This is a genomic window from Roseitranquillus sediminis (assembly GCF_016918935.1).
Lineage (GTDB): Bacteria > Pseudomonadota > Alphaproteobacteria > Rhodobacterales > Rhodobacteraceae > Roseitranquillus > Roseitranquillus sediminis.
This window is the reverse complement of record NZ_JAFFOB010000015.1, coordinates 152,918-174,289: the sequence shown is the minus strand read 5'-3', so window position 1 is coordinate 174,289 and position 21,372 is coordinate 152,918. Positions and strand designations below refer to the sequence as shown.

At 71.8% G+C, this 21,372-nt stretch carries 18 protein-coding genes; 4 read left to right on the top strand and 14 right to left on the bottom strand.

The features are described 5' to 3' along the window. The first annotated feature begins 15 nt into the window (after positions 1-15). A complete protein-coding gene (locus JM664_RS08920) occupies positions 16-1,809 on the top strand; it encodes an aminopeptidase P family protein (protein WP_227419561.1) in 1,794 nt (597 codons plus the stop codon). Positions 1,810-1,867: 58 nt separating this feature from the next. Continuing rightward, complete coding sequence (locus tag JM664_RS08915) at positions 1,868-2,206, top strand: DUF427 domain-containing protein (RefSeq protein WP_227419560.1); 339 nt, start codon at positions 1,868-1,870, stop codon at positions 2,204-2,206. A gap of 68 nt (positions 2,207-2,274) precedes the next feature. On the opposite strand, the gene JM664_RS08910 is transcribed toward JM664_RS08915, so the two are convergent. Beyond that, positions 2,275-3,936, bottom strand: a complete 1,662-nt coding sequence (locus JM664_RS08910) for a chloride channel protein (protein WP_227419952.1) — start codon at positions 3,934-3,936, stop codon at positions 2,275-2,277. A gap of 121 nt (positions 3,937-4,057) precedes the next feature. Between JM664_RS08910 and JM664_RS08905 the strand changes: the two genes are divergently transcribed. Then, entirely contained in the window at positions 4,058-5,431 is a 1,374-nt protein-coding gene (locus JM664_RS08905) for an FAD-binding oxidoreductase (protein WP_227419559.1), read from the top strand. Then, positions 5,428-5,877 (top strand): SgcJ/EcaC family oxidoreductase, encoded by a 450-nt coding sequence (locus JM664_RS08900; protein ID WP_227419558.1) that lies wholly within the window; start codon positions 5,428-5,430, stop codon positions 5,875-5,877. Before JM664_RS08905 ends, JM664_RS08900 begins: the two co-directional genes overlap by 4 nt. A 208-nt stretch (positions 5,878-6,085) precedes the next feature. On the opposite strand, the gene recN is transcribed toward JM664_RS08900, so the two are convergent. The 13 genes from recN to murD all read right to left on the bottom strand — a co-directional run bounded on the left by recN (position 6,086) and on the right by murD (position 21,334). Then, positions 6,086-7,735, bottom strand: a complete 1,650-nt coding sequence (gene recN, locus JM664_RS08895; RefSeq protein WP_227419557.1) for a DNA repair protein RecN — start codon at positions 7,733-7,735, stop codon at positions 6,086-6,088. Positions 7,736-7,739: 4 nt separating this feature from the next. Then, entirely contained in the window at positions 7,740-8,582 is an 843-nt protein-coding gene (locus tag JM664_RS08890) for an outer membrane protein assembly factor BamD (RefSeq protein ID WP_227419556.1), read from the bottom strand. Between the two features lie 97 nt (positions 8,583-8,679). After that, positions 8,680-9,600, bottom strand: coding sequence for a UDP-3-O-acyl-N-acetylglucosamine deacetylase (lpxC, locus tag JM664_RS08885; protein WP_227419555.1), 921 nt, complete (start codon positions 9,598-9,600; stop codon positions 8,680-8,682). Positions 9,601-9,771: 171 nt separating this feature from the next. Then, positions 9,772-11,295: a cell division protein FtsZ gene (gene ftsZ / locus JM664_RS08880; protein ID WP_227419554.1), complete on the bottom strand. Its 1,524-nt coding sequence runs from the start codon at positions 11,293-11,295 to the stop codon at positions 9,772-9,774. A 366-nt stretch (positions 11,296-11,661) separates the two neighbouring features. Then, positions 11,662-12,996, bottom strand: a complete 1,335-nt coding sequence (ftsA, locus tag JM664_RS08875; RefSeq protein WP_227419553.1) for a cell division protein FtsA — start codon at positions 12,994-12,996, stop codon at positions 11,662-11,664. A gap of 13 nt (positions 12,997-13,009) precedes the next feature. Then, on the bottom strand, positions 13,010-13,864 hold the full coding sequence (locus tag JM664_RS08870) for a cell division protein FtsQ/DivIB (RefSeq protein WP_227419552.1): 855 nt from the start codon (positions 13,862-13,864) through the stop codon (positions 13,010-13,012). Continuing rightward, the gene (locus JM664_RS08865) at positions 13,852-14,775 is read right to left on the bottom strand and encodes a D-alanine--D-alanine ligase (protein ID WP_227419551.1); all 924 of its coding nucleotides are present in this window, start codon (positions 14,773-14,775) and stop codon (positions 13,852-13,854) included. The genes JM664_RS08870 and JM664_RS08865 overlap by 13 nt, the downstream gene beginning before the upstream one ends. Before the next feature lie 61 nt (positions 14,776-14,836). After that, the gene (gene murB, locus JM664_RS08860) at positions 14,837-15,751 is read right to left on the bottom strand and encodes a UDP-N-acetylmuramate dehydrogenase (protein ID WP_227419951.1); all 915 of its coding nucleotides are present in this window, start codon (positions 15,749-15,751) and stop codon (positions 14,837-14,839) included. Between the two features lie 39 nt (positions 15,752-15,790). After that, positions 15,791-16,030 (bottom strand): DUF2484 family protein, encoded by a 240-nt coding sequence (locus tag JM664_RS08855; protein ID WP_227419550.1) that lies wholly within the window; start codon positions 16,028-16,030, stop codon positions 15,791-15,793. Positions 16,031-16,117: 87 nt separating this feature from the next. Beyond that, positions 16,118-17,518, bottom strand: a complete 1,401-nt coding sequence (murC, locus tag JM664_RS08850; protein WP_227419950.1) for a UDP-N-acetylmuramate--L-alanine ligase — start codon at positions 17,516-17,518, stop codon at positions 16,118-16,120. Between the two features lie 22 nt (positions 17,519-17,540). Continuing rightward, complete coding sequence (locus tag JM664_RS08845) at positions 17,541-18,647, bottom strand: UDP-N-acetylglucosamine--N-acetylmuramyl-(pentapeptide) pyrophosphoryl-undecaprenol N-acetylglucosamine transferase (RefSeq protein WP_227419549.1); 1,107 nt, start codon at positions 18,645-18,647, stop codon at positions 17,541-17,543. A 1-nt stretch (position 18,648) separates the two neighbouring features. Next, positions 18,649-19,815: a peptidoglycan glycosyltransferase FtsW gene (locus tag JM664_RS08840; RefSeq protein ID WP_227419548.1), complete on the bottom strand. Its 1,167-nt coding sequence runs from the start codon at positions 19,813-19,815 to the stop codon at positions 18,649-18,651. Positions 19,816-19,927: 112 nt separating this feature from the next. Further along, complete coding sequence (murD, locus tag JM664_RS08835) at positions 19,928-21,334, bottom strand: UDP-N-acetylmuramoyl-L-alanine--D-glutamate ligase (protein ID WP_227419547.1); 1,407 nt, start codon at positions 21,332-21,334, stop codon at positions 19,928-19,930. Positions 21,335-21,372: the final 38 nt, after the last annotated feature.

The window sequence follows — 21,372 nt, the reverse complement described above, 5'->3', positions numbered from 1 at the left end:
AAAGGGCCTAAACGGATGTTCCAGAGCTTCGTCGCGACCACGCGGCCCGAGCAGGGCCCGCCCCGGCTGAGGGCGCTCAGGGCCGAGATGGCGCGAGAGGGACTCGACGGCTTTCTCGTGCCGCGGGCCGACGCGCACCAGGGCGAGACGGTGGCGCCGCGCGACGAGCGGCTGGCGTGGCTGACCGGCTTCACCGGCTCGGCCGGCTTCGCGGCGGTGCTGCGGGACGTGGCGGGTGTCTTCGTCGACGGGCGCTACCGGCTGCAGGTGCGCGGTCAGGTGGCGCAGGACTTCACGCCGGTGGACTGGCCGGCGACGAAGCTTGGGCCGTGGCTCATCAGTCACCTGCCGGAGGGCGGTCGCGTCGGCTTCGACCCGTGGCTGCACACCGAGGCGCAGATCGCCGCGCTGCGCGAGGAGCTGGAGGTCAAGGGCATCGCGATGATGCCCTGCGAGAACCTGATCGACCGCATCTGGGAGGATCAGCCGCCGCCGCCGGAGGGGCGCATCGTGCCGCACTCGCTGGAGCTCGCCGGGGAGGCGAGCGAGGACAAGCGGGCACGGCTCGCGGCGGGGCTCCGCGAGGCGGGGCACGAGGCGGCGGTGCTGACGCTGCCCGACAGCATCGCGTGGCTGCTGAATCTCCGCGGCTCCGACGTGGCGCGGACGCCGGTGCCGCACGCCTTCGCGATCCTCTACGAGGACGCTCGGGTGGACCTGTTCGTGGCGCCGCAGAAGGTCGAGGAGCTGGCGCTCGACGCGGGCGTCACCGCCCTGCCGCCGGACGGGCTGGCGGCGGCGCTGACGTTCCTCGGCGGGCCGGTGCGGGTGGATCGCGACACCGCGCCGGTGGCGGTGGCGGACATCCTGCGCGAGGCGGAGGTGGAGATCGCGTGGGAGCAGGACCCCTGCATCCTGCCCAAGGCGCGCAAGAATTCGGCCGAGATTGCCGGCACCGCCGAGGCGCACCTGCGCGACGGGGCGGCGATGGTGCGGTTCCTGGCCTGGCTCGACGCCGAGGCACCGGGCGGCGGGCTGACGGAGATCGAGGTCGCGCGGCGGCTGGAGCAGTTCCGGCGGGAGACGAACGCGCTCGAGGACATCTCGTTCGAGACGATCGCCGGGAGCGGACCGGACGGCGCCATCGTCCACTACCGCGTGACCAAGGAGAGCGACCGCGCGCTGCAGGACGGGAACCTGCTGCTGGTCGACTCGGGTGGCCAGTACCGCGACGGCACGACCGACGTCACCCGCACCATCGCTGTCGGCGAGCCGACGGAGGAGCAGGTTGCCTGCTTCACCCGCGTGCTGCGCGGGATGATCGGGATCAGTACGCTGAGGTGGCCGACCGGTCTCGCCGGGCGCGATCTCGACCCCGTCGCGCGGGCGCCGCTCTGGCGCGCCGGGCAGGATTTCGATCACGGCACGGGGCACGGGGTCGGCGTTTATCTGAGCGTGCATGAAGGGCCGCAGCGCCTGAGCCGGACGAGCGAGGTGCCGCTGGAGCCGGGGATGATCCTGTCGAACGAGCCGGGCTACTACCGCGAGGGGGCGTTCGGGATCCGCATCGAAAATCTCGTGGTCGTGGAGGACGCGCCGAAACTGGAGGGCGGGGATGACCGCAGGATGCTGCGGTTCCGAACACTGACCTTCGTGCCGATCGACCGGCGGCTGATCGACGCGGCCATGCTGGCGCCCGACGAGCGGGAGTGGCTGAACCGCTATCACGCGGAGGTGGCGGAGCGCATCGGGCCCCGCGTGGACGGCGCGGCGGCCGCATGGCTGGCGCGGGCGACGGCGCCGATCTGACATGGAAGCGTCGGGTCCGACGCGCTAGGTTCGCATCTCCACAGCATCGGGAGCAGACATGGCCGTGATCGAGATCAGCAAGGCGAAAGGCACCTGGGTCGTGCGCGGCGGAGGCGCCGTACTGGGCGAGTCCGATCGCGCGTTGGAACTGCGCGAGGAGGGCTACGAGCCGGTGATCTACTTCCCGCGCGAGGACGTGGCGATGGCGATGCTGGAGCCATCGGAGACGGCCTCGACCTGCCCGCACAAGGGTGAGGCCAGCTACTACTCGCTGCAGACCAAGAGCATGCTGGTCGAGGACGTGGCGTGGAGCTATGAGGCGCCGAAGTCGGGGGCCGAGGAGATCGCCGGGCACCTTGCCTTCTATCCCGACAAGGTGACGGTCGAGCACGTCTGACAGGGGCTGGCCGAAGGGGCCGAACCACCTGCGGCCGGGCGCGGCGGAGGCCGCGCGGTCCCTGCTCCTCAGGAATGCTCCTCGGCGGCGGTGGCGGCGAGGGCGCGGTTGTAGGCCCTGAGCGCGTCGACCTGGAACAGCGCGCCGATGAGCTCGGGCGGGCGCCCGTCTCGGGCGAGCGTGACGACCGGGATGAAGGAGAGGTTGGCGCGCTCGAAGATCGGCATCGCCGCCTCCAGCGTGGCGTTGCCATCGAGATAGACGCCCTCCTCGATCATCTTCCAGCAATCCTCGGGCGCGGCGGCGTGTGGATCGTCGGGGCGGCGCATCACCTGCGCCACGCGGAACATCGCGAGGAGGTAGGCCTGCGGCCCCGCCGCGAGGTGGACGCCGCGCCGCTCGAGCTGGGTCAGGAAGAACGAGCGGTGGACGAGGCGCGAGGCGACGGCGGTGGAGATCGAGACGGAGACCATGACGGCGAGGCCGGTCTGCCAGTCGCCGGTGAGCTCGAACACGATGAGGGTGGTCGAGATCGGCGCGCCGAGGACCGCGGCCGCGACCGCGCCCATGCCCGCGAGCGCGTAGAGCGTCTCGGAGCCCGACACCTCGGGGAAGAGCGGCGTGGCGACGAGGCCGAAGGCGAGGCCGGTGAGCGCGCCCATCATCAGCGAGGGGGAGAAGACGCCGCCGCCCATGCGGCCCGCCATGGTGATGGCGACGGCCACCGCCTTGACCGCGGCGAAGACCACCGCCTGGGTCAGGATGAGCTGGCCTGTCAGCGCCTTGGACGTGGTCTCGTAGCCGACGCCGATGATGTGCGGGTAGAGGATGGCGATGGCGCCGAGCAGCGCGCCCGAGATCGCCGGCCGGATCATGCGCGGCAGGCTCAGCCGGCGCTGCATCGCGTTGCCGACGTCCTCGGCCCAGAAGATGGCGCGCATCAGTGCCACCGCGACGAGGCCGGAGACGAGGCCGAGGAGCAGGAAGGCAGGGAGCTCGACGTAGAAGCTGAGCGTGTTTTGCAGCAGCGTGAATTCGGTGACGCCGCCGTATTCGATCCGGTTGATGACGGTGCCCGCGGCGGAGGCGATCACGATGGGCGCGAAGGCGTGCACGGCAAAATGGCGCAGCACCACCTCGAGCGCGAAGAGGGCGCCGGCGATGGGGGCGTTGAAGCTGGCCGAGACGGCGGCGGCGACGGCGCAGCCGAGGAGGTCTCGCCCGGTGATGCCATCGGCGTGGATGCGCCTGCAGACCCAGGTGGAGATCAGGCCGGCCATGTGGACGACCGGCCCCTCGCGCCCCGTCGAGCCGCCGGAGCCAAGCGTGATGAGTGAGGCGGCGATCGAGGCGAGGCCGGCGCGACGCTCGACCCGGCCATCGCGGAGCGCGGCGCCCTCGATCACGTCGGCGACCGTGCGGACGCGCGCATCGGGCGTGAACCGACTGAGGATGAATCCGACGGCGAGACCGCCCCCGATCGGGATGCAGAGGATCCAGTACCACGGCAGCGTCTCGGCGAAGCTGTGGAGCGTCGCGGGGTCGTCGGTGCCGTAGAGCGCCGACTGCAGCGTCTCGATCCCCTTGCGGAAGAAGAGGGCGGCGAAGCCGGCGGCGATGCCGATGGCGAGCGCGATGAACCAGAACTGCACCTGGCTCGGGCCGCGGCGGCGGACAATCTGGAGCGCCTCGCGCCACGTCTCGCGCGCGGCACGGGCATGGCCGGCGATCCGGGAATGCGGCGTATCGCTCACCCTCAGCCCCTCCTCTGGCGGGCCTCTCGTGAGCGGCCTTTTCCCGCCGGCGCGCCTGGCCTAGTGTCGCCGGCGCCGGCGAAGGAGGATCCCCCGCGTGACGCTGCCTGCCGCCCTGACCGAGCTCGCCTCGTTCCTAGGCGATCGACTCAGCCGCTCCAAGTCCGATCTGGCGATCCACGGCCGCTCGGAGGCCCACTTCGCCGAGACGGCGCCGGACGCTGTCGCCTACCCCGAGACGACGGAGGAGGTTTCGCGGCTGGTGCAGGTGTGCGCCGCGAATGGCGTGCCGGTGGTGGGCTGGGGCGCGGGGACGTCGCTGGAGGGGCACGCGCTGGCTGTGCGCGGCGGGGTCGTCGTCGATTTCGGCCGGATGGCGCGGTTGCTGTCGGTCGATGCCGACGACATGCTCTGCACCGTCGAGCCGGGCGTTACGCGCCGGCGGCTGAACGAAGAGCTGCGGGCGACGGGGCTCTTCTTTCCGGTCGATCCGGGCGCCGACGCGTCACTGGGCGGGATGGCCTCGACGCGGGCGAGCGGGACCACCGCGGTGCGCTACGGCACGATGCGGGACAACGTGCTCGGCCTGACGGTGGTGCTCGCCGACGGGCGGGTGATCCGCACCGGCAGCCGCGCGCGGAATTCGGCGGCGGGCTACGACCTGACCGCGCTCTTCGTCGGCGCGGAGGGAACGCTCGGCCTGATCACCGAGCTGACGCTGAGGCTGCGGGGCCAGCCGGAGGCGGTGACGGCGGGAGTCTGCGCCTTCCCCGACACGGCGAGCGCGGTGGCGGCGGTGATCGCGACGATCCAGTCGGGGGTGCCGATGGCGCGAATCGAGTACCTCGACGCCGCCTCCGCGGCGGCCTTCAACGCCTATGCCGGCGCGGACTTCCCGGAGCTGCCGCACCTGATGGTGGAGTTCCACGGCTCGGAGGCCGGGGCGGCCGAGGACGCCGCGCGCTTCGGCGAGATCGCGGACGAGTTCGGCTGCCTCGGCTTCCGCTGGTCGGCCGAGGCCGAGGCCCGCAACCGCCTCTGGCGGATGCGGCACGACGCCTACCACGCGATCATCGCGACGCGGCCGGGGGCGCGACCGCTCGTCACCGACATCTGCGTCCCGATCTCGCGCCTCGCCGAGGCGATCGAGGAGACGGCGGCGGAGATCGCGGCCTCGCCCATAGCGGGACCGATCCTCGGGCATGTCGGCGACGGCAACTTTCACGCGACGCTGCTGATCGACCCGGAGGCGCCGGGCGAGCTGGAGGCCGCGCGGACGCTCGCGGCGCGGATGAACGAGCGGGCGCTGCGGCTCGGCGGCACCGTCACCGGCGAGCACGGGATCGGGATGGGCAAGATGCGCTACATGGAGGGCGAGCACGGCGCGGCCTGGGCCGTGATGGCGGAGCTGAAGCGGGCGCTGGACCCGGCGGGCATCATGAACCCGGGCAAGGTCGTCGAGGCGGATTGAGCGGCGTCGGCGCGCCGGAGGATTTCCCCGCTGCCTTCGCGCAGGCGTGGATGGCACGGGACGCCGTGGCACTGGCGGGGCTCTTCGCCGAGGATGCCGATTTCGTCAACGTCGTCGGGATCTGGTGGGAGACGCGGGAGGCGATCGAGGCGGCGCACCGGCGGGGGCTGGAGACGTTCTTCTCACGCTCGCGGCTCGCGGTCGGGCGGGTGAAGGTGCGCCGCCTCGGTGCGGACAGCGCCGTGGTCCATGCGCGGGTTCGGCTGACGGGCCAGCTGCGCCCGGACGGCGCGGAGGGCGGCGCGCGCACCACGGTCCTCGTCTTCGTGCTGGAGCGGAAGCCGGACGGATGGCAGGCGGTGGCAGCACAGAACACCGATGTGCATGCGGGGGCGGAGACATGGCTTGCCGGACCCGAGGGGATGGCGCCGCGGGATTACCGCTGAAGGGGGCCGCTCCCGGCTCGACGAGGCCACAGGTGCCCCGCGCTCGCCGTGAGCGGCGCGCGGTGCGCCGCACGCGGGACCGGCCCCGGACGTGGCGCGCGGAGGGAGTCGATGCACGACCGCGCCGCGGCCGGACCGGCCGCGGCGCCCGGCCCAGCCGCCGGCAAGCGCGGCAGCGCGCAGTCCGGCGGGCGGGAGTTCCCCCGCCCTAGCCCGCGAGCAGCGCGCGTGCGGCGCCGCGGGCTTCGTCCGTGACCGTGTCGCCCGCCAGCATCCGCGCGATCTCGTCCACGCGCGACGCCGTGTCGAGCGGGATTACAGTGGAGGTCGTCGTCGAGGGCAGGACCCGCTTCTCGACCCGCCAGTGGTGATCGGCCAGCGCCGCCACTTGCGGCGAGTGGGTCACGACCAGCACCTGTGCCTGCCGCGCCAGCGCTGCGAGGCGGCGGCCGACCGCGTCGGCCGTGGCGCCGCCGACGCCGCGGTCGATCTCGTCGAAGATGAGCGTGAGGCCCGGCACCTCGTTCGTCAGGCAGACCTTCAGCGCCAGCAGGAAGCGGCTGAGCTCGCCGCCCGAGGCGATGCGGTTGAGCGGTCCGGCCGGCGCTCCGGGGTTCGTCGCGACGGTAAAGGTCACGCCGTCGCGGCCGCCGGGGCCGGGCTCGGCCGCCTCGACGACGGTGCGGAACGCGGCCCGTTCCATCTTCAGGGGCGCAAGCTCGGCCGCCATCGCCGCATCGAGCCGCTCGGCAGCCGCCTGCCGGGCCGCGCTCAGTGCGTCGGCCGCGGCGTCGTAGGACGCGCCGGCGGCCGCCTCGTCCGCCGCGAGCCGCGCGAGATCCGAGGCGCCGCCGTCGAGCGCCTCCAGCCGCGTGCGGAGATCTGCGGCGTAGGCAGCGAGGTCGTCCGGCAGCACGCCGTGCTTGCGCGCGAGGCCGCGGATCGCGAAGAGCCGCTCCTCCACGCGCTCCAGCTCGCCCGCATCGAACGTCATCTCCTCCAGCGCCGACTCCACCCCCGACTGCGCCTCGCCGAGCTGGTCGAGCGCGCGGTCGAGCGCCGCCATCGCCGCGTCGAGCCGGCCCTCGGCGCCGTCCGCGGCGCCATCGAGCCAACGGGAGGCGTCGTGCATCCGCCCCTCGGCACCGTCCGGTCCCAGCGCCTGATGCGCGCGGGCGATGTCCTCTCGCACCCGTGCCGCGCCCTGCATCAGCCGGCGGCGGGCGTCGAGCTCCGCCTCCTCGCCCGGCTGCGGGTCGAGCGCATCGAGCTCGGCGGAGGCGAAGCGCAGGAACTCCTCCTCGGCCCGCACGGATTCGAGCGAAGCCTCCGCCGCGCGCCGCCGCTCCCGCGCCGCGTGGAGCGCGCGCCAGGCGCCGCGGGTCGCCTCGACCGCGCGCTCGAACCCGGCAAAGGCGTCGAGGAGGGCGCGGTGGCCGGACGGATTCAGGAGGCCGCGGTCGTCGTGCTGGCCGTGGAGTTCCACCAGCGTATCGGAGAGCCGCCGCAGCACCTCGCCGCTGGTGCGCCGGTCGTTGACCCAGGCGGTCTTGCGCCCGTCGGGCGTGTTGACCCGGCGCAGGATCAGCTCGTCTCGGTCCGGCAGCCCCGCCTCCTGCAGGACCGCGCGCGCGGCGTGTCCCTCGGGCAGGTCGAACCACGCAGTCACCTCGCCCTGCTCCGCCCCCTGCCGGACCAGCTCGGCCCGGCCGCGCCAGCCGAGCACGAAGCCGAGCGCGTCGAGCAGGATCGACTTCCCGGCCCCAGTCTCGCCCGTCAGGACGTTGAGGCCCGGCCGGAACTCGATCTCCAGCCGGTCGATGATGAGCATGTCGCGGATGTCGAGGCCGCGCAGCATGGGGTCAGAGCCACTCGCCCCGCACCACCTGCCGATAGATGTCGGAGAGGAAGCCCTCGCCGGCCGGCTCGAGCGTCAGGCCGCGCCCGGTGAGGAGCGCGTAGCTGTCCTGGTACCACTCGGTCCCGCGGAAGTTCAGGCCGAGGATCGCGCCTGCGGTCCGCGCCTCGTCCTCGAGGCCGAGCGACAGGTACGCTTCCACCAGGCGGTGCAGCGCCTCGGGCGTGTGCGTGGTGGTCTGGAAGTCCTCGACGACGATGCGGAAGCGGTTGATCGCCGCGACGTAGTGCCCGCGCTTGAGGTAGTAGCGCCCGATCTCCATCTCCTTCGCCGCGAGGTGGTCGAAGGCGAGGTCGAACTTCAGGATCGCCGAGCGGGCGTACTCGCTTTCGGGATAGACCTCGATCACCTCGCGCAGGGCCTGCAGCGCCTGGAAGGTCAGGCCCTGGTCGCGGCCAACGTCGTCGATCTGGTCGTAGTAGCTGAGCGCCAGCAGGTACTGGGCGTAGGCCGCGTCCTCGTCGGCCGGGTAGAGGTCGATGAAGCGCTGCGCGGTTGCGCGGCTCGCGTCGTAGTCACGCTCGCGGTGATAGGCATAGGCCTGCATCACCAGCGCGCGCTTGGCGTAGCTGGAATAGGGATAGAGACGCTCGATCTCGCCGAAGAGGCGGGCGGCGTCGTCGGGATCGTTCTGCGCAAGCTCCAGCTCGGCCTGCTGGAAGATCTGCTCGGCCGGCTGGTTCTCCAGCGGCTGCTCCCGGCTGACGAAGGGGTTCGGCAGACGGCTGCACCCCGCGACCGACGCCGAAACCGCGAGAGCCCCGATCAGCAACCAAACCCTTTTCATGCCGCGCCCACTCCTGCTTCCAAGAGCGGCTTAGCATAGCGAAAAACGGCTTGAAACGTGTTTGCGCGCCTTGCCACCCCGGCCGGTGCCCGCGCCGTCAGGCGGCGAGCGCCGAAAGGTCGGAGCGGGTCACGCCCGCACCGGGCAGCCGCGCCGAAAGATGCCCTCCGCAGGCGACAAGCCGCACGGCATCGGGGCGCGCAAAGACCTCGCGCAGCAGGAGGTTCGTCATCGCGTGGCCGGCGCGATGGCCGACATAGCGGCCGATGATCGGCGCGCCGGCGAGCGCGAGGTCGCCCAGCGCATCGAGCATCTTGTGCCGCACCGCCTCGTCCGCGTGGCGCAGGCCGCCCGGCGTCAGCACTTCGGCGCCGTCGACCACGACAGCGTTCTCGACGCTGCCGCCGAGGATCAGACCCTGCGCGCGCATCGCGCTGACGTCCGAGTTGCGGCAGAAGGTGCGGCTGTCGCAGAGCTCGCGCACGAAGGCGCCGTTCGCGAGGTCGAGCGACATCGCTTGCCGTCCGATGGCCGCGTCTGGGAAATCGATGTGAAATTCCATGCCGAAGCCCTCTGCGGGCTCGAGCCGCGCAACGGCGTCGCCGCGGCGGACCTCCACCGGCTGCATGACGCGCAGCGCGCGCACGGGTGCGTTCTGGCGCACCAGTCTCGCGGACAGGATCCCGGCGACAAAATCGGCCGCGCTGCCGTCCATGATCGGAACCTCGGGGCCGTCGATCTCGACGATCACGTTGTTCAGGCCGCAGCCGGCGATCGCGGCCATCACATGCTCGATCGTCGAAACCGAGACGCCAGCCTCGTTCACCACGAGGGTGCAGAGCTGCGACGGAGTGACCGCGTTCCAGCGCGCGCAGATCCACGGATTGTCGCGCACGTCGATCCTGTTGAACCACACGCCCGCCTCGGCCATCGCGGGCCGGAGCGTCATCCTGACCTGCTGCCCGGTATGGAGGCCGACGCCGGTAAAGGTGACCGCTGTTTTCAGCGTGGTTTGCATGACTGTCCCCTGCCACTTTGGCACGGTCACAGCTATGCCCAGCCTTGGCGTGTCACAAATCAAGGTTTGCAACGGCTTGTAACACGAAGCTGCCACGTGGAGCGGTACCGTTGCCGCACGACGAAAGGGGCGGCCAAAGCCGCCCCCAAAGCTGCTCGTTCCTGTTCGCGTTTAGTTGGCCTGACGCCTCAGGAATGCGGGGATTTCGATGCGTTCGTCCTCGCCCGACATCGCCTCGTCGGACTCTTCCGGCGCCACCTGACCGTGGGCCACGCCATGCCTGCTCTCGTGCCCGGTCATTCGACCGATGAGCGAGTTTATGCCGAAATGGCGCCTGTCGGCCGAGGCCGTGCCGCCGGGAACCGGCTGCGTGCCGGGCGGGACCTTGCGAACGGCGGCCTGGAGACGCGCAAGCGCCTCGGCGCTCGGTTGTCCCGGCGCGCGCGGGGTCTGCAGCGGCGCGACCTGCGGCGTCTGCGCGGCGGCGGGCCGCTGGTAGGCCGGCGGCGGCAGGCCGTCGGCGGTGGTGGGCTCGGCCGGCTCCTCGAAGAGGTCCGGCTCGGGCGACTGGATCCGCACCGGCTGCGGTTCCGGCCGGGGCGCTTCCTGCGCGACCACCGGCTCGGCCGGCGCCTGGTCCACCACGGGCTCGGGCTGCGGCTCCGGCTTCGCTTGCGGCTGGGCCGTCATCCGGCGGCGCGGCATCGGAGTCTCGGCATAGCCCTCGACCGCGTCGATGCCGGTCGCGACGACCGAGACGCGCATCCGACCCTCCATGTCCGCGTCGAGGGTCGAGCCGACGATGATGTTGGCGTCGGGATCGACCTCCTCGCGGATGCGGTTCGCCGCCTCGTCGAGCTCGAAGAGCGTGAGGTCGTAGCCGCCGGTGATGTTGATGAGCACGCCCTTGGCGCCACGCAGACTGATCTCGTCGAGGAGCGGGTTCGCTATGGCCTTTTCGGCGGCCTGCGTCGCGCGATCCTCGCCCTCGGCCTCGCCAGTGCCCATCATCGCCTTGCCCATCTCGTCCATCACGCTGCGGACGTCGGCGAAGTCGAGGTTGATGAGGCCCGGGCGCACCATCAGGTCGGTCACGCCCTTCACGCCCTGGTAGAGCACGTCATCGGCGAGGGAGAACGCCTCGGTGAAGGTCGTCTTCTCGTTCGCCAGCCGGAACAGGTTCTGGTTCGGGATGATGATCAGCGTGTCGACCATCTTCTGCAGCGCCTCGACCCCCTCCTCGGCCTGGCGCATCCGCTTGCCGCCCTCGAACTGGAAGGGCTTGGTCACGACGCCGACGGTCAGCACGCCCATCTCGCGCGCGGCCTGAGCGATGATCGGAGCGGCCCCGGTGCCGGTGCCGCCACCCATGCCGGCGGTGATGAAGCACATGTGCGCGCCGGAGAGGTGGTCGATGATCTCCTCGATCGTCTCCTCGGCGGCGGCGGCGCCGACGGAGGGACGCGCGCCCGCGCCCAGCCCCTCGGTCACCTTGACGCCCATCTGGATGCGCTGGGGCGCGGTCGATTGCTGCAGCGCCTGCGCGTCAGTGTTCGCCACCACGAACTCGACGCCCATCAGCTCCTTCGCGATCATGTTGTTGACCGCGTTGCCACCGGCGCCGCCCACGCCGAAGACCGTGATCCGGGGCTTGAGGTCGTCGTCCCGCTCGGGAACCGTCAGATTGAGTGCCATGATGTTCCGCCTGTTCTTCTGCCAATGAGCCCGGCCTTTGCGGCCGGATCGCTTCTTTGTTTCTCCCAAGCTTACGCGCTGATCGCGTCACCGTCACCCGAAAATCGCAGGTCAAGCACCAAATAGCGGCAGCATTGTCCATGAGACCGGCGAAGTGTTGCGCACGCCACGATATGTTGCGGTCCGTCGCACGGGCACGACGAATGGGGCGACGCAGGACCCCTGCTCACCCTCGCGCGGCGAGAGCCGCCTTTCCAGCGATGTGGGTGCGACTGCTCGTGCCGCAGGCCGGGCCGTTGACCGCCCGTGCCACCGTCGACGCTAGCCGAGCCGCACCGGGGCGTCACCCCCCGAGTTGCGAAAACCTCACCAGTTGTCGCGGAACCAGCGGACCGCGCGCCGGAGCGAGCGCGCGGGGTAGCGATCGGCCGGGATCTCGAAGTCCCACCACTCGTCCTGCGGATGGGTGGCGAAGAGACAGAGGCCGACGGCGCTCGCGAAGGCCGCGCCGCTCGCCCGCTCGGGCAGGCCGCGGACGCGGAGCGGCCGGCCGATGCGGACCTGTTGCCCCAAGATGCGAGGCGCCAGCGTGTCGAGGCCAGGGATCTCGCTGCCGCCGCCGGTCAGGACGATCTGCTGCGTCGGCAGGTGGTCGAAGCCGGCGGCGTCGAGGCGGGCGCGGACCTCCTCGAGGATCTCCTCCACGCGCGGGCGCATGATGCCGATGACCTCGGACCGGCTGACGGTGCGGCGGTCGCGCTCCCAGTCGCCGGTGCCGCCGCCGACCTCGATCAGCTCGCGGTCATCGACGCCGGTGGCGACGACCCCGCCGTGAAACGTCTTGACCCGCTCGGCGGTCGCCCAAGGCACGTGCAGCCCCTTGGAGATGTCGGTGGTGACCTGGTCGCCGCCGAGCCGCACCGCGTCGGCGAAGATCATGTGCTTCTTCATGAAGACAGAGATGCCGGTCGCACCGCCGCCCATGTCGATGCAGGCGGCGCCGAGCTCCTGCTCGTCCTCGACGAGCGCGGCGAGGCCGGAGACATAGGCGGACGAGGCAAGCCCCGCAAGCTCCAGGTCGCACCGCGTGATGCAATGGAGGAGCGCGCGGATCGTGTCGCCGTTGACGGTGAGCAGATGCATGTCGCAGGCGAGCTTCTTGCCAATCTGGCCGCGCGGGTCGGCGAGGCCGCTGCGCTGGTCGAGGGCGAAGTTCACCGGCTGGGCGTGCAGCGTCTCGCGCCCGTCGCCGATGTCGGGCACATCGCAGGCGGCAAGGACGCGCGCCACGTCCGCCTCGCTCACCACGTCGGTCGGCACCAGCACCGAGCCGGCGAGGCCGTAGCTGCGCGGCCGCCCGCCCGAGACGCAGGCGATGACGTGGTCGACGCGGATGCCGGCCATCTTCTGCGCCGCCTGGACCACGGTGCGAATCGCCCGCTCGGTCTCGGCCGCCGCGTCGATCTCGCCGAGGCGCATCCCGCGCGAGCGGGTGGTGGCGGCGCCGACTACGCGGAACGAGGTCTGCCCCGCCATCGGGCCGACGCCATCGTTCATCCGGTCGCGCTCGGGCCCGTCAAAGCGCAGGATCAGGCAGGCGACCTTGGACGTGCCCACGTCGAGCACCGCGATGGTGCCGCGCTGGATGGCCGCGCGCCGGATCGCGCGCATGGCCCGCTGCGCCTCGTGGAACTGCGTCATCGTCCGGCCCCTCCTATCTGTCGGATCTTGCTTGCAGAAGCTGCTCGGTACCGTGCCTGCCGAGGCGCAGGGTCGGGCGGCGCGGGTTGCGCAGGTCGACCACGTCGACGTCGCGCGTGAGCAGGTCCTGCGCCTGGTGAAGGGCGATCGCCTGGTCGAGCGCCCTGAGGGCACCCGCCTCGGGCAGAAGGATGCGCCGGCCGCCAGAGAGCACCACGTCCCAACGCCGCTCGCCCACGCGGACAAGGCCGCGCATCTCGGGCGCGATCGGCTCGGCGGCGGCATAGAGCGCCAGCGCCTCGGGCACCGCCCGCGACGCGCCCGTGCCCGCGACCAGCGGCAGGTCCGCCCGATCCTCGCGCGCCGCGAGCGGCGCGACCGGGTGCCCGGTCGCGTCGAGCAGGACCAGTCCCTCGGACCGACGCTGCACGATCGCCGGCACCCGCTCCTCGACGTCGACCTGCAGCACGCCGCCCGGCCGCACCGCCACCCGCACGCCCGCCACCGGGTCGAGCGCGGCGACGAGATCGCGGACCTCCTGCAGGTCGAGGTCGAACGAGCTGACCGGCAGGCGCAGATGCAGGATCTCGCGGATCTCTGCGGCGAGCGGGTCAGAGGCGCCCTCGACCGCCATGATCTGGACCATGAACTCCGGCCGCTCCTCGATCTGGCGGCGCAGCTCGGTCGCGCCTTCGACGAGCGCCTGCCGCCGGTCGGCGTCGGAGAGCCAGAGCCCGGTGCCGCCAAGGACCAGCGCCAGCGGCAGCCCCCAGAGCAGCGCCCGCCAGAAGAGCGGCGTCAGCAGGAGCCGCTGCATCCGGTAGGCAATGCGCGACGGGGCGGGATCGCGGCGCGTCACCTGTCGCACGATGCGTCCTCCACAAGGAAGCGGCAAAGCGGGCCGAAGCCCATGCCGGAATGCGCTGCCTGCTCGGGCACCAGCGACGTCGGCGTCATGCCGGGCTGGGTGTTGATCTCCAGCAGGATCAGCCCGTCCGGGCCCCGCGCTTCGTCCCAGCGGAAGTCGGCGCGGCTGATCCCGCGGCAGCCGAGCACTCGGTGCGCGGTCAGCGCGTGGTCGCAGCAGGCGCGGGCAATCTCGCCGGGGATATCGGCCGGCAGGACATGGCGCGAGCCGCCCGGCCGATACTTGGCGTCATAGTCGTACCAGCCATCGGTCAGGATGTCGGTCACGGTCAGCGCCCTGTCACCGACCACCGTCACCGTCAGCTCGCGCCCCGGCACGAAGCGCTCGACCAGCACGGTTTCGGGCATCTCGGGCCCCAGCGCAGGCGGGCCGTTCGCCGCCTCGTGCACGAGATAGACGCCGACGGACGATCCCTCGGCATTGGGCTTCACGACGTAGGGCGGCTCCATCGCGTGCGCCCGCGCAGCTTCATCGCGCGGGACGAGGCGGCCCTCGGCCACCGGCAGGCCGGCGGCGGCGAAGATCTGCTTGGAGCGCTGCTTATCCATCGCGAGCGCGGAGGCGAGCACGCCGGAATGGGTGTAGGGCAGGCGCATCCACTCGAGCAGGCCCTGGACGCAGCCGTCCTCGCCCCAACGGCCGTGCAGCGCGTTGAAGACGGCGTCCGGGCGCACCTCGGTCAGACGCGCGGCGAGGTTGGGCCCGGCATCGAGCTCGATCACCTCATAGCCTTCGTCCCGCAGGGCGGCCGCGCATTCGCGCCCTGACGACAGCGACACCTCCCGCTCGGCGGAAGGGCCGCCCTTCAGGACCGCCACCCTGGGGAATGTCCTGCCCGACAATCCCGCCACTCGTCGCCTCATCGGGCCGCTGACCGGCCCCTGTTGTCGCGGTGCCCGTGGGCCCGCCATTTCAAGGGGCCGGTTCGCCGACCCTCATAATTTCCCACTCTAGCGTGATGCCGTGCGTCTGCGCCACCCTTTCCCGCACCCTCTCGCCCAGCGTCTCGAGGTCGGCCGCCGTGGCCCCTCCGGCATTGACGAGAAAGTTCGGGTGCTTGGCGCTCATCTCGGCGCCGCCCTCGCGCGCGCCGCGCATTCCGGCGGTGTCGATCAGGCGCCAGGCCTTGAGCTCGTGGCTGTCGTCGGGGCCGCCGGTCGAGGAATGGCCGGCGGGGTTGCGGAAGGTCGAGCCGGCGCTGCGCTCCCGCGTCGGCTGCGTCGCGTCGCGCTGGGCAAGCTGCTCTTCCATCCGCCGCTTCAGCGCCTCGGGCGCACCGGCCTCGGCGCGGAACTCCGCCTCGACGACCACGGTGTCGGGCGGCAGATCGCTCTGCCGATAGGCGAGGTGCAGGTTGCTTGCCGGCAGGGTCAGCACGTCGCCGTCCCGCGTGACCACCCGCACCGAGACCAGCGCATCCGCGACGTAGCGGCCGTAGCAGCCCGCGTTCATCCGCACCGCGCCGCCGATCGCGCCGGGAATGGTCCGCAGGAACGTCAGGTCGCGGCCGGCGGCGGCGGCCTGCATCGCGACGCGCGAGTCGAGCGCCGCGGCGCCGGCCACCACCCGTTCGCCCTCGACGCGGATGCCGGCGAAGGCGCGGCCGAGGCGGATGACGACGCCGCGCCAGCCGCCGTCCCGCACGATGAGGTTCGAACCGACGCCCATCGGCAGCACGGGGATCGACGAGTCGAGCGCGCCGAGGAAGGTCGCCAAGTCGGCCTCGTCCGCCGGCTGGAAGAGCCAGTCCGCCGGCCCCCCGACGCGCAGCCAAGTCAAGTCGCCCAGAGGACGCGCGGGCGTCAGGCGGCCCCGGACCTGCGGCAGATCGCGCAACGTGTCAGCGCGCCGGGTGGGTAGGCGGGGTCAGTCGGCCCTGCGGGCGCGGTCGACGCGGGACGCCAGCCAGCGCAGCATCGCGGCGCCCACTGCGAGCGCCAGGACGCCCGCGCCCGGACCGTGCTGCAGCGTCAGGTATCCCACGATGGGTATCCCGGCGCAGACGAGCAGAAAGGTGGTCGGCAGGTGATCGCGACGGCTTGGCAGCATCGCCGCCACGTTCGCGCCGACCACCCAGAGGCAGAACAGGAGCAACGAGTGACTCATGTCTTCGACCTTTCCTGAGGGGTTGCGGGACGTGGTTCACGGATTGCGCCCGGACGCGGTGCCCTGGGCGGATCTTCGGCGTGGCCGTCACTGCGACAGCCTCGCGGCAAGGTTGTTGGCCCAGGCGCTGATGGTGCCGGCGCCGAGGCAGACGACGATGTCGCCCGGTCGCGCCTGCTCGCGCACGAGGCGCTCGAGGTCGTCCTCGGAGACGACGGCGCGGGCGTGGCGGTGGCCGTGGCGGATCAGGCCGGCAACCAGCGCATCGCGGCTCGCGCCCTCAATCGACGCTTCGCCGGCGGAATAGACCTCGGCGATGGCGACGACGTCGGCGTCGTTGAAGCAGGCGCAGAAATCGTCGAAGAGGGCGCTGAGGCGGCTGTAGCGGTGCGGCTGGTGGACTGCGATGACGCGGCCCTTCGTCGCCTGCCGCGCGGCGCGGAGGACGGCGGCGATCTCGACCGGGTGGTGGCCGTAATCGTCGATGATGGATATGCCGTCGACCTCGCCCACCTTGGTGAAGCGCCGGTTTACACCTTTGAACGCGGCGAGCGCGGCGCGGATCTCGGCGCGCTTCATCCCAAGGTGCCGCGCCACGGCCACGGCGGCGAGCGCGTTCGAGACGTTGTGGTCGCCGGTCATCGGCAGCGTGCAGCCCTCGATCGTGCTGCCCTCGGCTTGCAGTGCCACGTCGAAATGCGCGCGCCCGTCCTCGAAGCGCAGGTTCACCGCGCGGATGTCGGCCTGGGCGTTGAAACCGTAGGTGACGATGCGGCGGTCGGTGACGCGGCCGACGAGGGCCTGCACCTCGGGATGGTCGGTGCAGCAGACGGCGAGGCCGTAGAACGGGACGCCCGAGACGAAGTCGTCGAAGCCCTTGCGCAGGCGCGCCATGTCACCCCAGTGCTCCATGTGCTCGGGGTCGATGTTGGTCACGACGGCGATGGTGGCGGGCAGACGGTTGAAGGTGCCGTCGCTCTCGTCGGCCTCGACCACCATCCACTCGCCCTGCCCCGCCCGCGCGTTCGAGCCGTAGGCGTGGATGACGCCGCCGTTGATGACCGTGGGATCGAGGCCGCCCGCGTCGAGGAGGGTCGCAACCATGGTGGTGGTGGTTGTCTTGCCGTGGGTACCGGCGATGGCGACGTTGGACTTCAGCCGCATCAGCTCGGCCAGCATCTCGGCGCGGCGCACCACCGGCATCTTGCGCGCCCGCGCGGCGTCGAGCTCGGGGTTGCCGCACTTGATGGCGGAGGAGATCACCACGACCTCGGCATCGCCCAGGTTCGCAGCGTCCTGCCCGACGAAGATCCGCGCGCCCAGCGTCTCGAGCCGCTCGGTGATCGCCGACGCCTTCAGGTCCGAGCCTTGTACGGTGTAGCCGTGGGTCAGCAGCACCTCGGCGATGCCGGACATGCCGATCCCGCCGATCCCCACGAAGTGGATCGGGCCGAGGCCGGTGGGCAGCTTCGTCACGGCGGCATTCATGGGTGCGCTTCCGTCCATCGCCTCAGGTCTCCTGTCTGTTCAGGTCGCCGGCCGCAAGGGCCTCGACCAGGTCGGCCAGCCGTTCGGCGGCGTCCGGCTTGCCCTGCGCCAGCGCGGCGCGCGCCATGCGCGAGGCGGCGTCGGGGTTCTCGAGGATGAGCGCCATCTGCTCGGACAGCGTCTCGGCGTCGGCCTTGCGCTCGGGCAGCAGGATCGCGGCGTCGGCCTTGGCGAGGCCGCGCGCGTTGGCGGTCTGGTGGTCCTCGGCGGCGGCGGCGAAGGGGATCAGGATGCTCGGCCGGCCAATCACGCTGAGGTCCGCAACCGACGAGGCGCCGGCGCGGCTGACGACCAGTTGCGCCTCGCTCATCCGGCGGGCGATGTCGTCGAAGAAGGGGCGCACCTCGGCGTCGATGCCGGCCGCGGCATAGGCGCCGGAGACCCGCGCGCCGTCCTCGGCGCGGGCCTGGTGCGCCACGCGGATGTTGCGCCTCAGCGCCTCGGGCAGCCGCGCCACCGCCTGCGGCACGACGTCCGACAGGACCCGCGCGCCTTGGCTGCCGCCGATCACGAGGAGCAGCATCGGGTAGTCGCCCGGCGCAATGTAGGGCGCGCCCTCCCGCTCCAGCACCGCGGCGCGGACGGGATTGCCGACGTGGATGCCCTTGACCCCCTCCGGCAGCTGCGTGGGCCAGGTCCCGCAGGCCACCGCCGCGACGCGGCTGGCGAAGGCGCGGTTCACCCGCCCCAGCACGCCGTTCTGCTCGTGGATCATGCGCGGGCGGCCGAGCGCGACCGCCGCGCTCAGCGCCGGGATCGTCGGATAGCCGCCGAAGCCGATCACCGCATCGGGCCGGTCGCGCAGCATCCGCAAAATCGCCCCACCGACGCCGCCCGCGATCCGCAGCGGCACCAGCGCCCGCTCCGCCGCGCCGCCGCGCGCGGGCGTGGCCGAGGCCATCCGGTCGACCGGCACCGCGTCGGGGAAGCCGCCGGCGTAACGCGCGCCGCGCTCGTCGGTCGCCAGCCGGACGCGCCAGCCGCGCCGGAGCATCGTCTCGGCCAGCGCCTGCGCAGGAAACATGTGGCCGCCGGTCCCTCCGGCGGCGATGGTCACGAGCCGCGCCACCCTAGCGCCCCTGCCGCAGCAGGACGTCGCCGATCTGCCCCTGCGGCCGGTTGCGGGTGAAGGCCAGCAGCATCCCCAGCATCAGCCCCCCGGCGATCAGCGACGAGCCGCCGTAGCTCACGAACGGCAAGGTCATGCCCTTCGCGGGCAGCAGCCGCACCGCGACGCCCATGTTGATCATCGCCTGAACCCCGAACGTGCAGGCGAGCCCCGTGCCCGCCAGGCGGATGAACGGGTCCCGCTCGCGCGTCAGCCGTGCCAGGGACCGGATCACGACGGTCGCATAGAGGGCGATGATGGCGAGCACCAGCACCAGACCGTATTCCTCGGCGGCAACCGCGATGATGAAGTCGGTGTGCGCGTCGGGCAGCGACCACTTCACCTGCCCTTCGCCCACGCCGACGCCGAAGAAGCCGCCCTCGATGATGGCGTTGGTGGCGTAGCCGAGCTGCGTCGTCGGCTCGACCTCGGCGGAGAGGAAGCCGTCGATGCGCCGCGCGAAATGCTCGGAGTTCTCGTAGGCCATGACGCCCGCGCCGACCGCCAGCCCGCCCAGCGCGACCAGCAGCGTGATCGGCGCGCCAGCAACGAAGTACATCACGCCCCAGGCGAAGAGGATCAGGCAGGCCTGGCCGAAATCTGGCTGCATCGCCAGCATCGCCGCGATGAGAACCGCCAGCGCCAGGGACATGCGCTTGCCCGGTGGGCCGCCGACCTCGGTGCTCGCCGCCAGGAACCAGGCGGCCACCACGACGAAACCCGGCTTGATGAACTCCGATGGCTGCACGCTGCCGAAGCCGAGCGAGTACCAGCGCACGGCCCCCTTGCCGAAGTCCGTCCCGAAGAGCGGCAGCCCCGCCATCGCCACGAAGCTCGCCGCAAAGCCGATGACCGCGAGGCGCCTCACCAGCACCGGCTGCATCATCGTCGTCAGCAGCATCGCGATCAGCGCAATGCCGCCAAAGAGGATCTGACGCTCGACGTAATGGAAAGGCGCGAAGCCGTTGCGCTGCGCCAGCGGCGGCGAGGCGGCGAGTCCGAGCAGGAGCCCGATGCCGAACAGCAACAGGACACAGGACATCGACCACTTGTCGACCGTCCGCCACCATCGTGGCAGGATCGGTTCGCCGTCCCTCAGAGGGACCGCGCCATGGGCCATCTCGGTCATGGAGCGCGCCTCAACACTGCCCGTTTCGCCCGTTCTCCGGGTCTCGCGACGAAGTCTAGACCGAAGCGCCGGCGCGTGCCAGCCAATTCAGGCACTCCCGCGCAGGTTGATTTCATTCCATGGCCAGAACCTGTCGCACCTGCGCCGCGAAATCGTCGCCCCGTGCCTCGAAATCGGCATACTGGTCGAAGCTGGCCGCAGCCGGCGCGAGCAGCACCGTCTCGCCCGGCTCGGCCTCGGCGGCGGCGCGCGCGACGGCGGTCGCCATGTCGCCGCAGATCTCGCTCGGGGTCTCGCCGAGCTGCAGCGCGAACTCGCGCGCCGAATGCCCGATCAGGTAGGCCTTTGCGACATGGCCGAGATGCGGCGCAAGAGAGGCGATCCCGCCCTCCTTGCCCAGGCCTCCGGCAATCCAGCGGATCCGTTCGAACGCCTGCAGCGCCTTGGCCGCGCTGTCGGCGTTGGTCGCCTTGCTGTCGTTGACGAAGACCACGCCCCCCGCCTCGGCGATGCGTTGACTGCGGTGCGGGAGGCCCGCGAAGCTCTGGAACGCCGCCTCGATCCGCCGCGGCGAGAGGCCGAGAGCGCGCGCGGCGGCGAAGGCGGCGCAGGCGTTCTGGTGGTTATGTGCGCCCGGCAGTCCAGCGATCGCGCGCAGGTCGATCGACGCCACCTGCCGCCCCTTGCGCCGCTCGGCGAGGAAGCCCTTACGCGCCGCGACCGACCAGCCGACACCCTCGATCCTTGCGGCGGCGGAGATCCGGATCACGCGGTCGTCCGCCGGCCCCTCGGCCATCCGATCGGCCAGGAACAATCCCTCAACCTCGTCCACGCCGATCACCGCGCGATCCGGCCCGCCCTCGGCAAAGAGGCGTCGCTTGGCCGCGAAATAGCCGCCAAGCCCACCGTGCCGGTCGAGATGATCAGGCGTCAAGTTGGTGAAGATCGCGATGTCCGGCGTCAGCGCCCGCGCCAGCTCGATCTGGTAGGACGACAGCTCCAGCACCACCACGCCACCGTCGCCCGGCGGCTCGATGTCCAGCACGCCGCGGCCGATGTTCCCGGCAAGCTGCACCTCTATCCCCTCGGCCGCCAGCACATGCGCGATCAGCGCCGCCGTCGTCGACTTGCCGTTCGAGCCGGTGACCGCCACCACCCGCGGCACCCGGTCGAACCGCGCCCATTCGTCGGTCGCGTGCGAGCGGAAGAAGAGCCCGATGTCGTTGTCGAGCGGCACCTGCGCCCGGAGCGCCGCGGCCACGACGCGGTTCGGTGCCGGGTAGAGGTGCGGGATCCCCGGCGAGACGATCAGCGCCTGGACCCCGCTCCAGACGTCCGGCCGCCCCAGGTCGGTCAGCGCGAAACCGTCCGCCTCCGCCCGCGCCCGCGCCTCGCCGCTCTCGTCCCAGGCCAGCGCCTCCGCTCCGCCGGCTTCCAGCGCCCGCACCGTGGCCCGCCCCGACCGCCCGAGGCCCAGCACCGCGACGCGGCCGCCCGCGTGACCCTGCACCGGGATCATCGCCGCGCCTCCCGCGTGCGCGACCGCAGGCGCGCAAG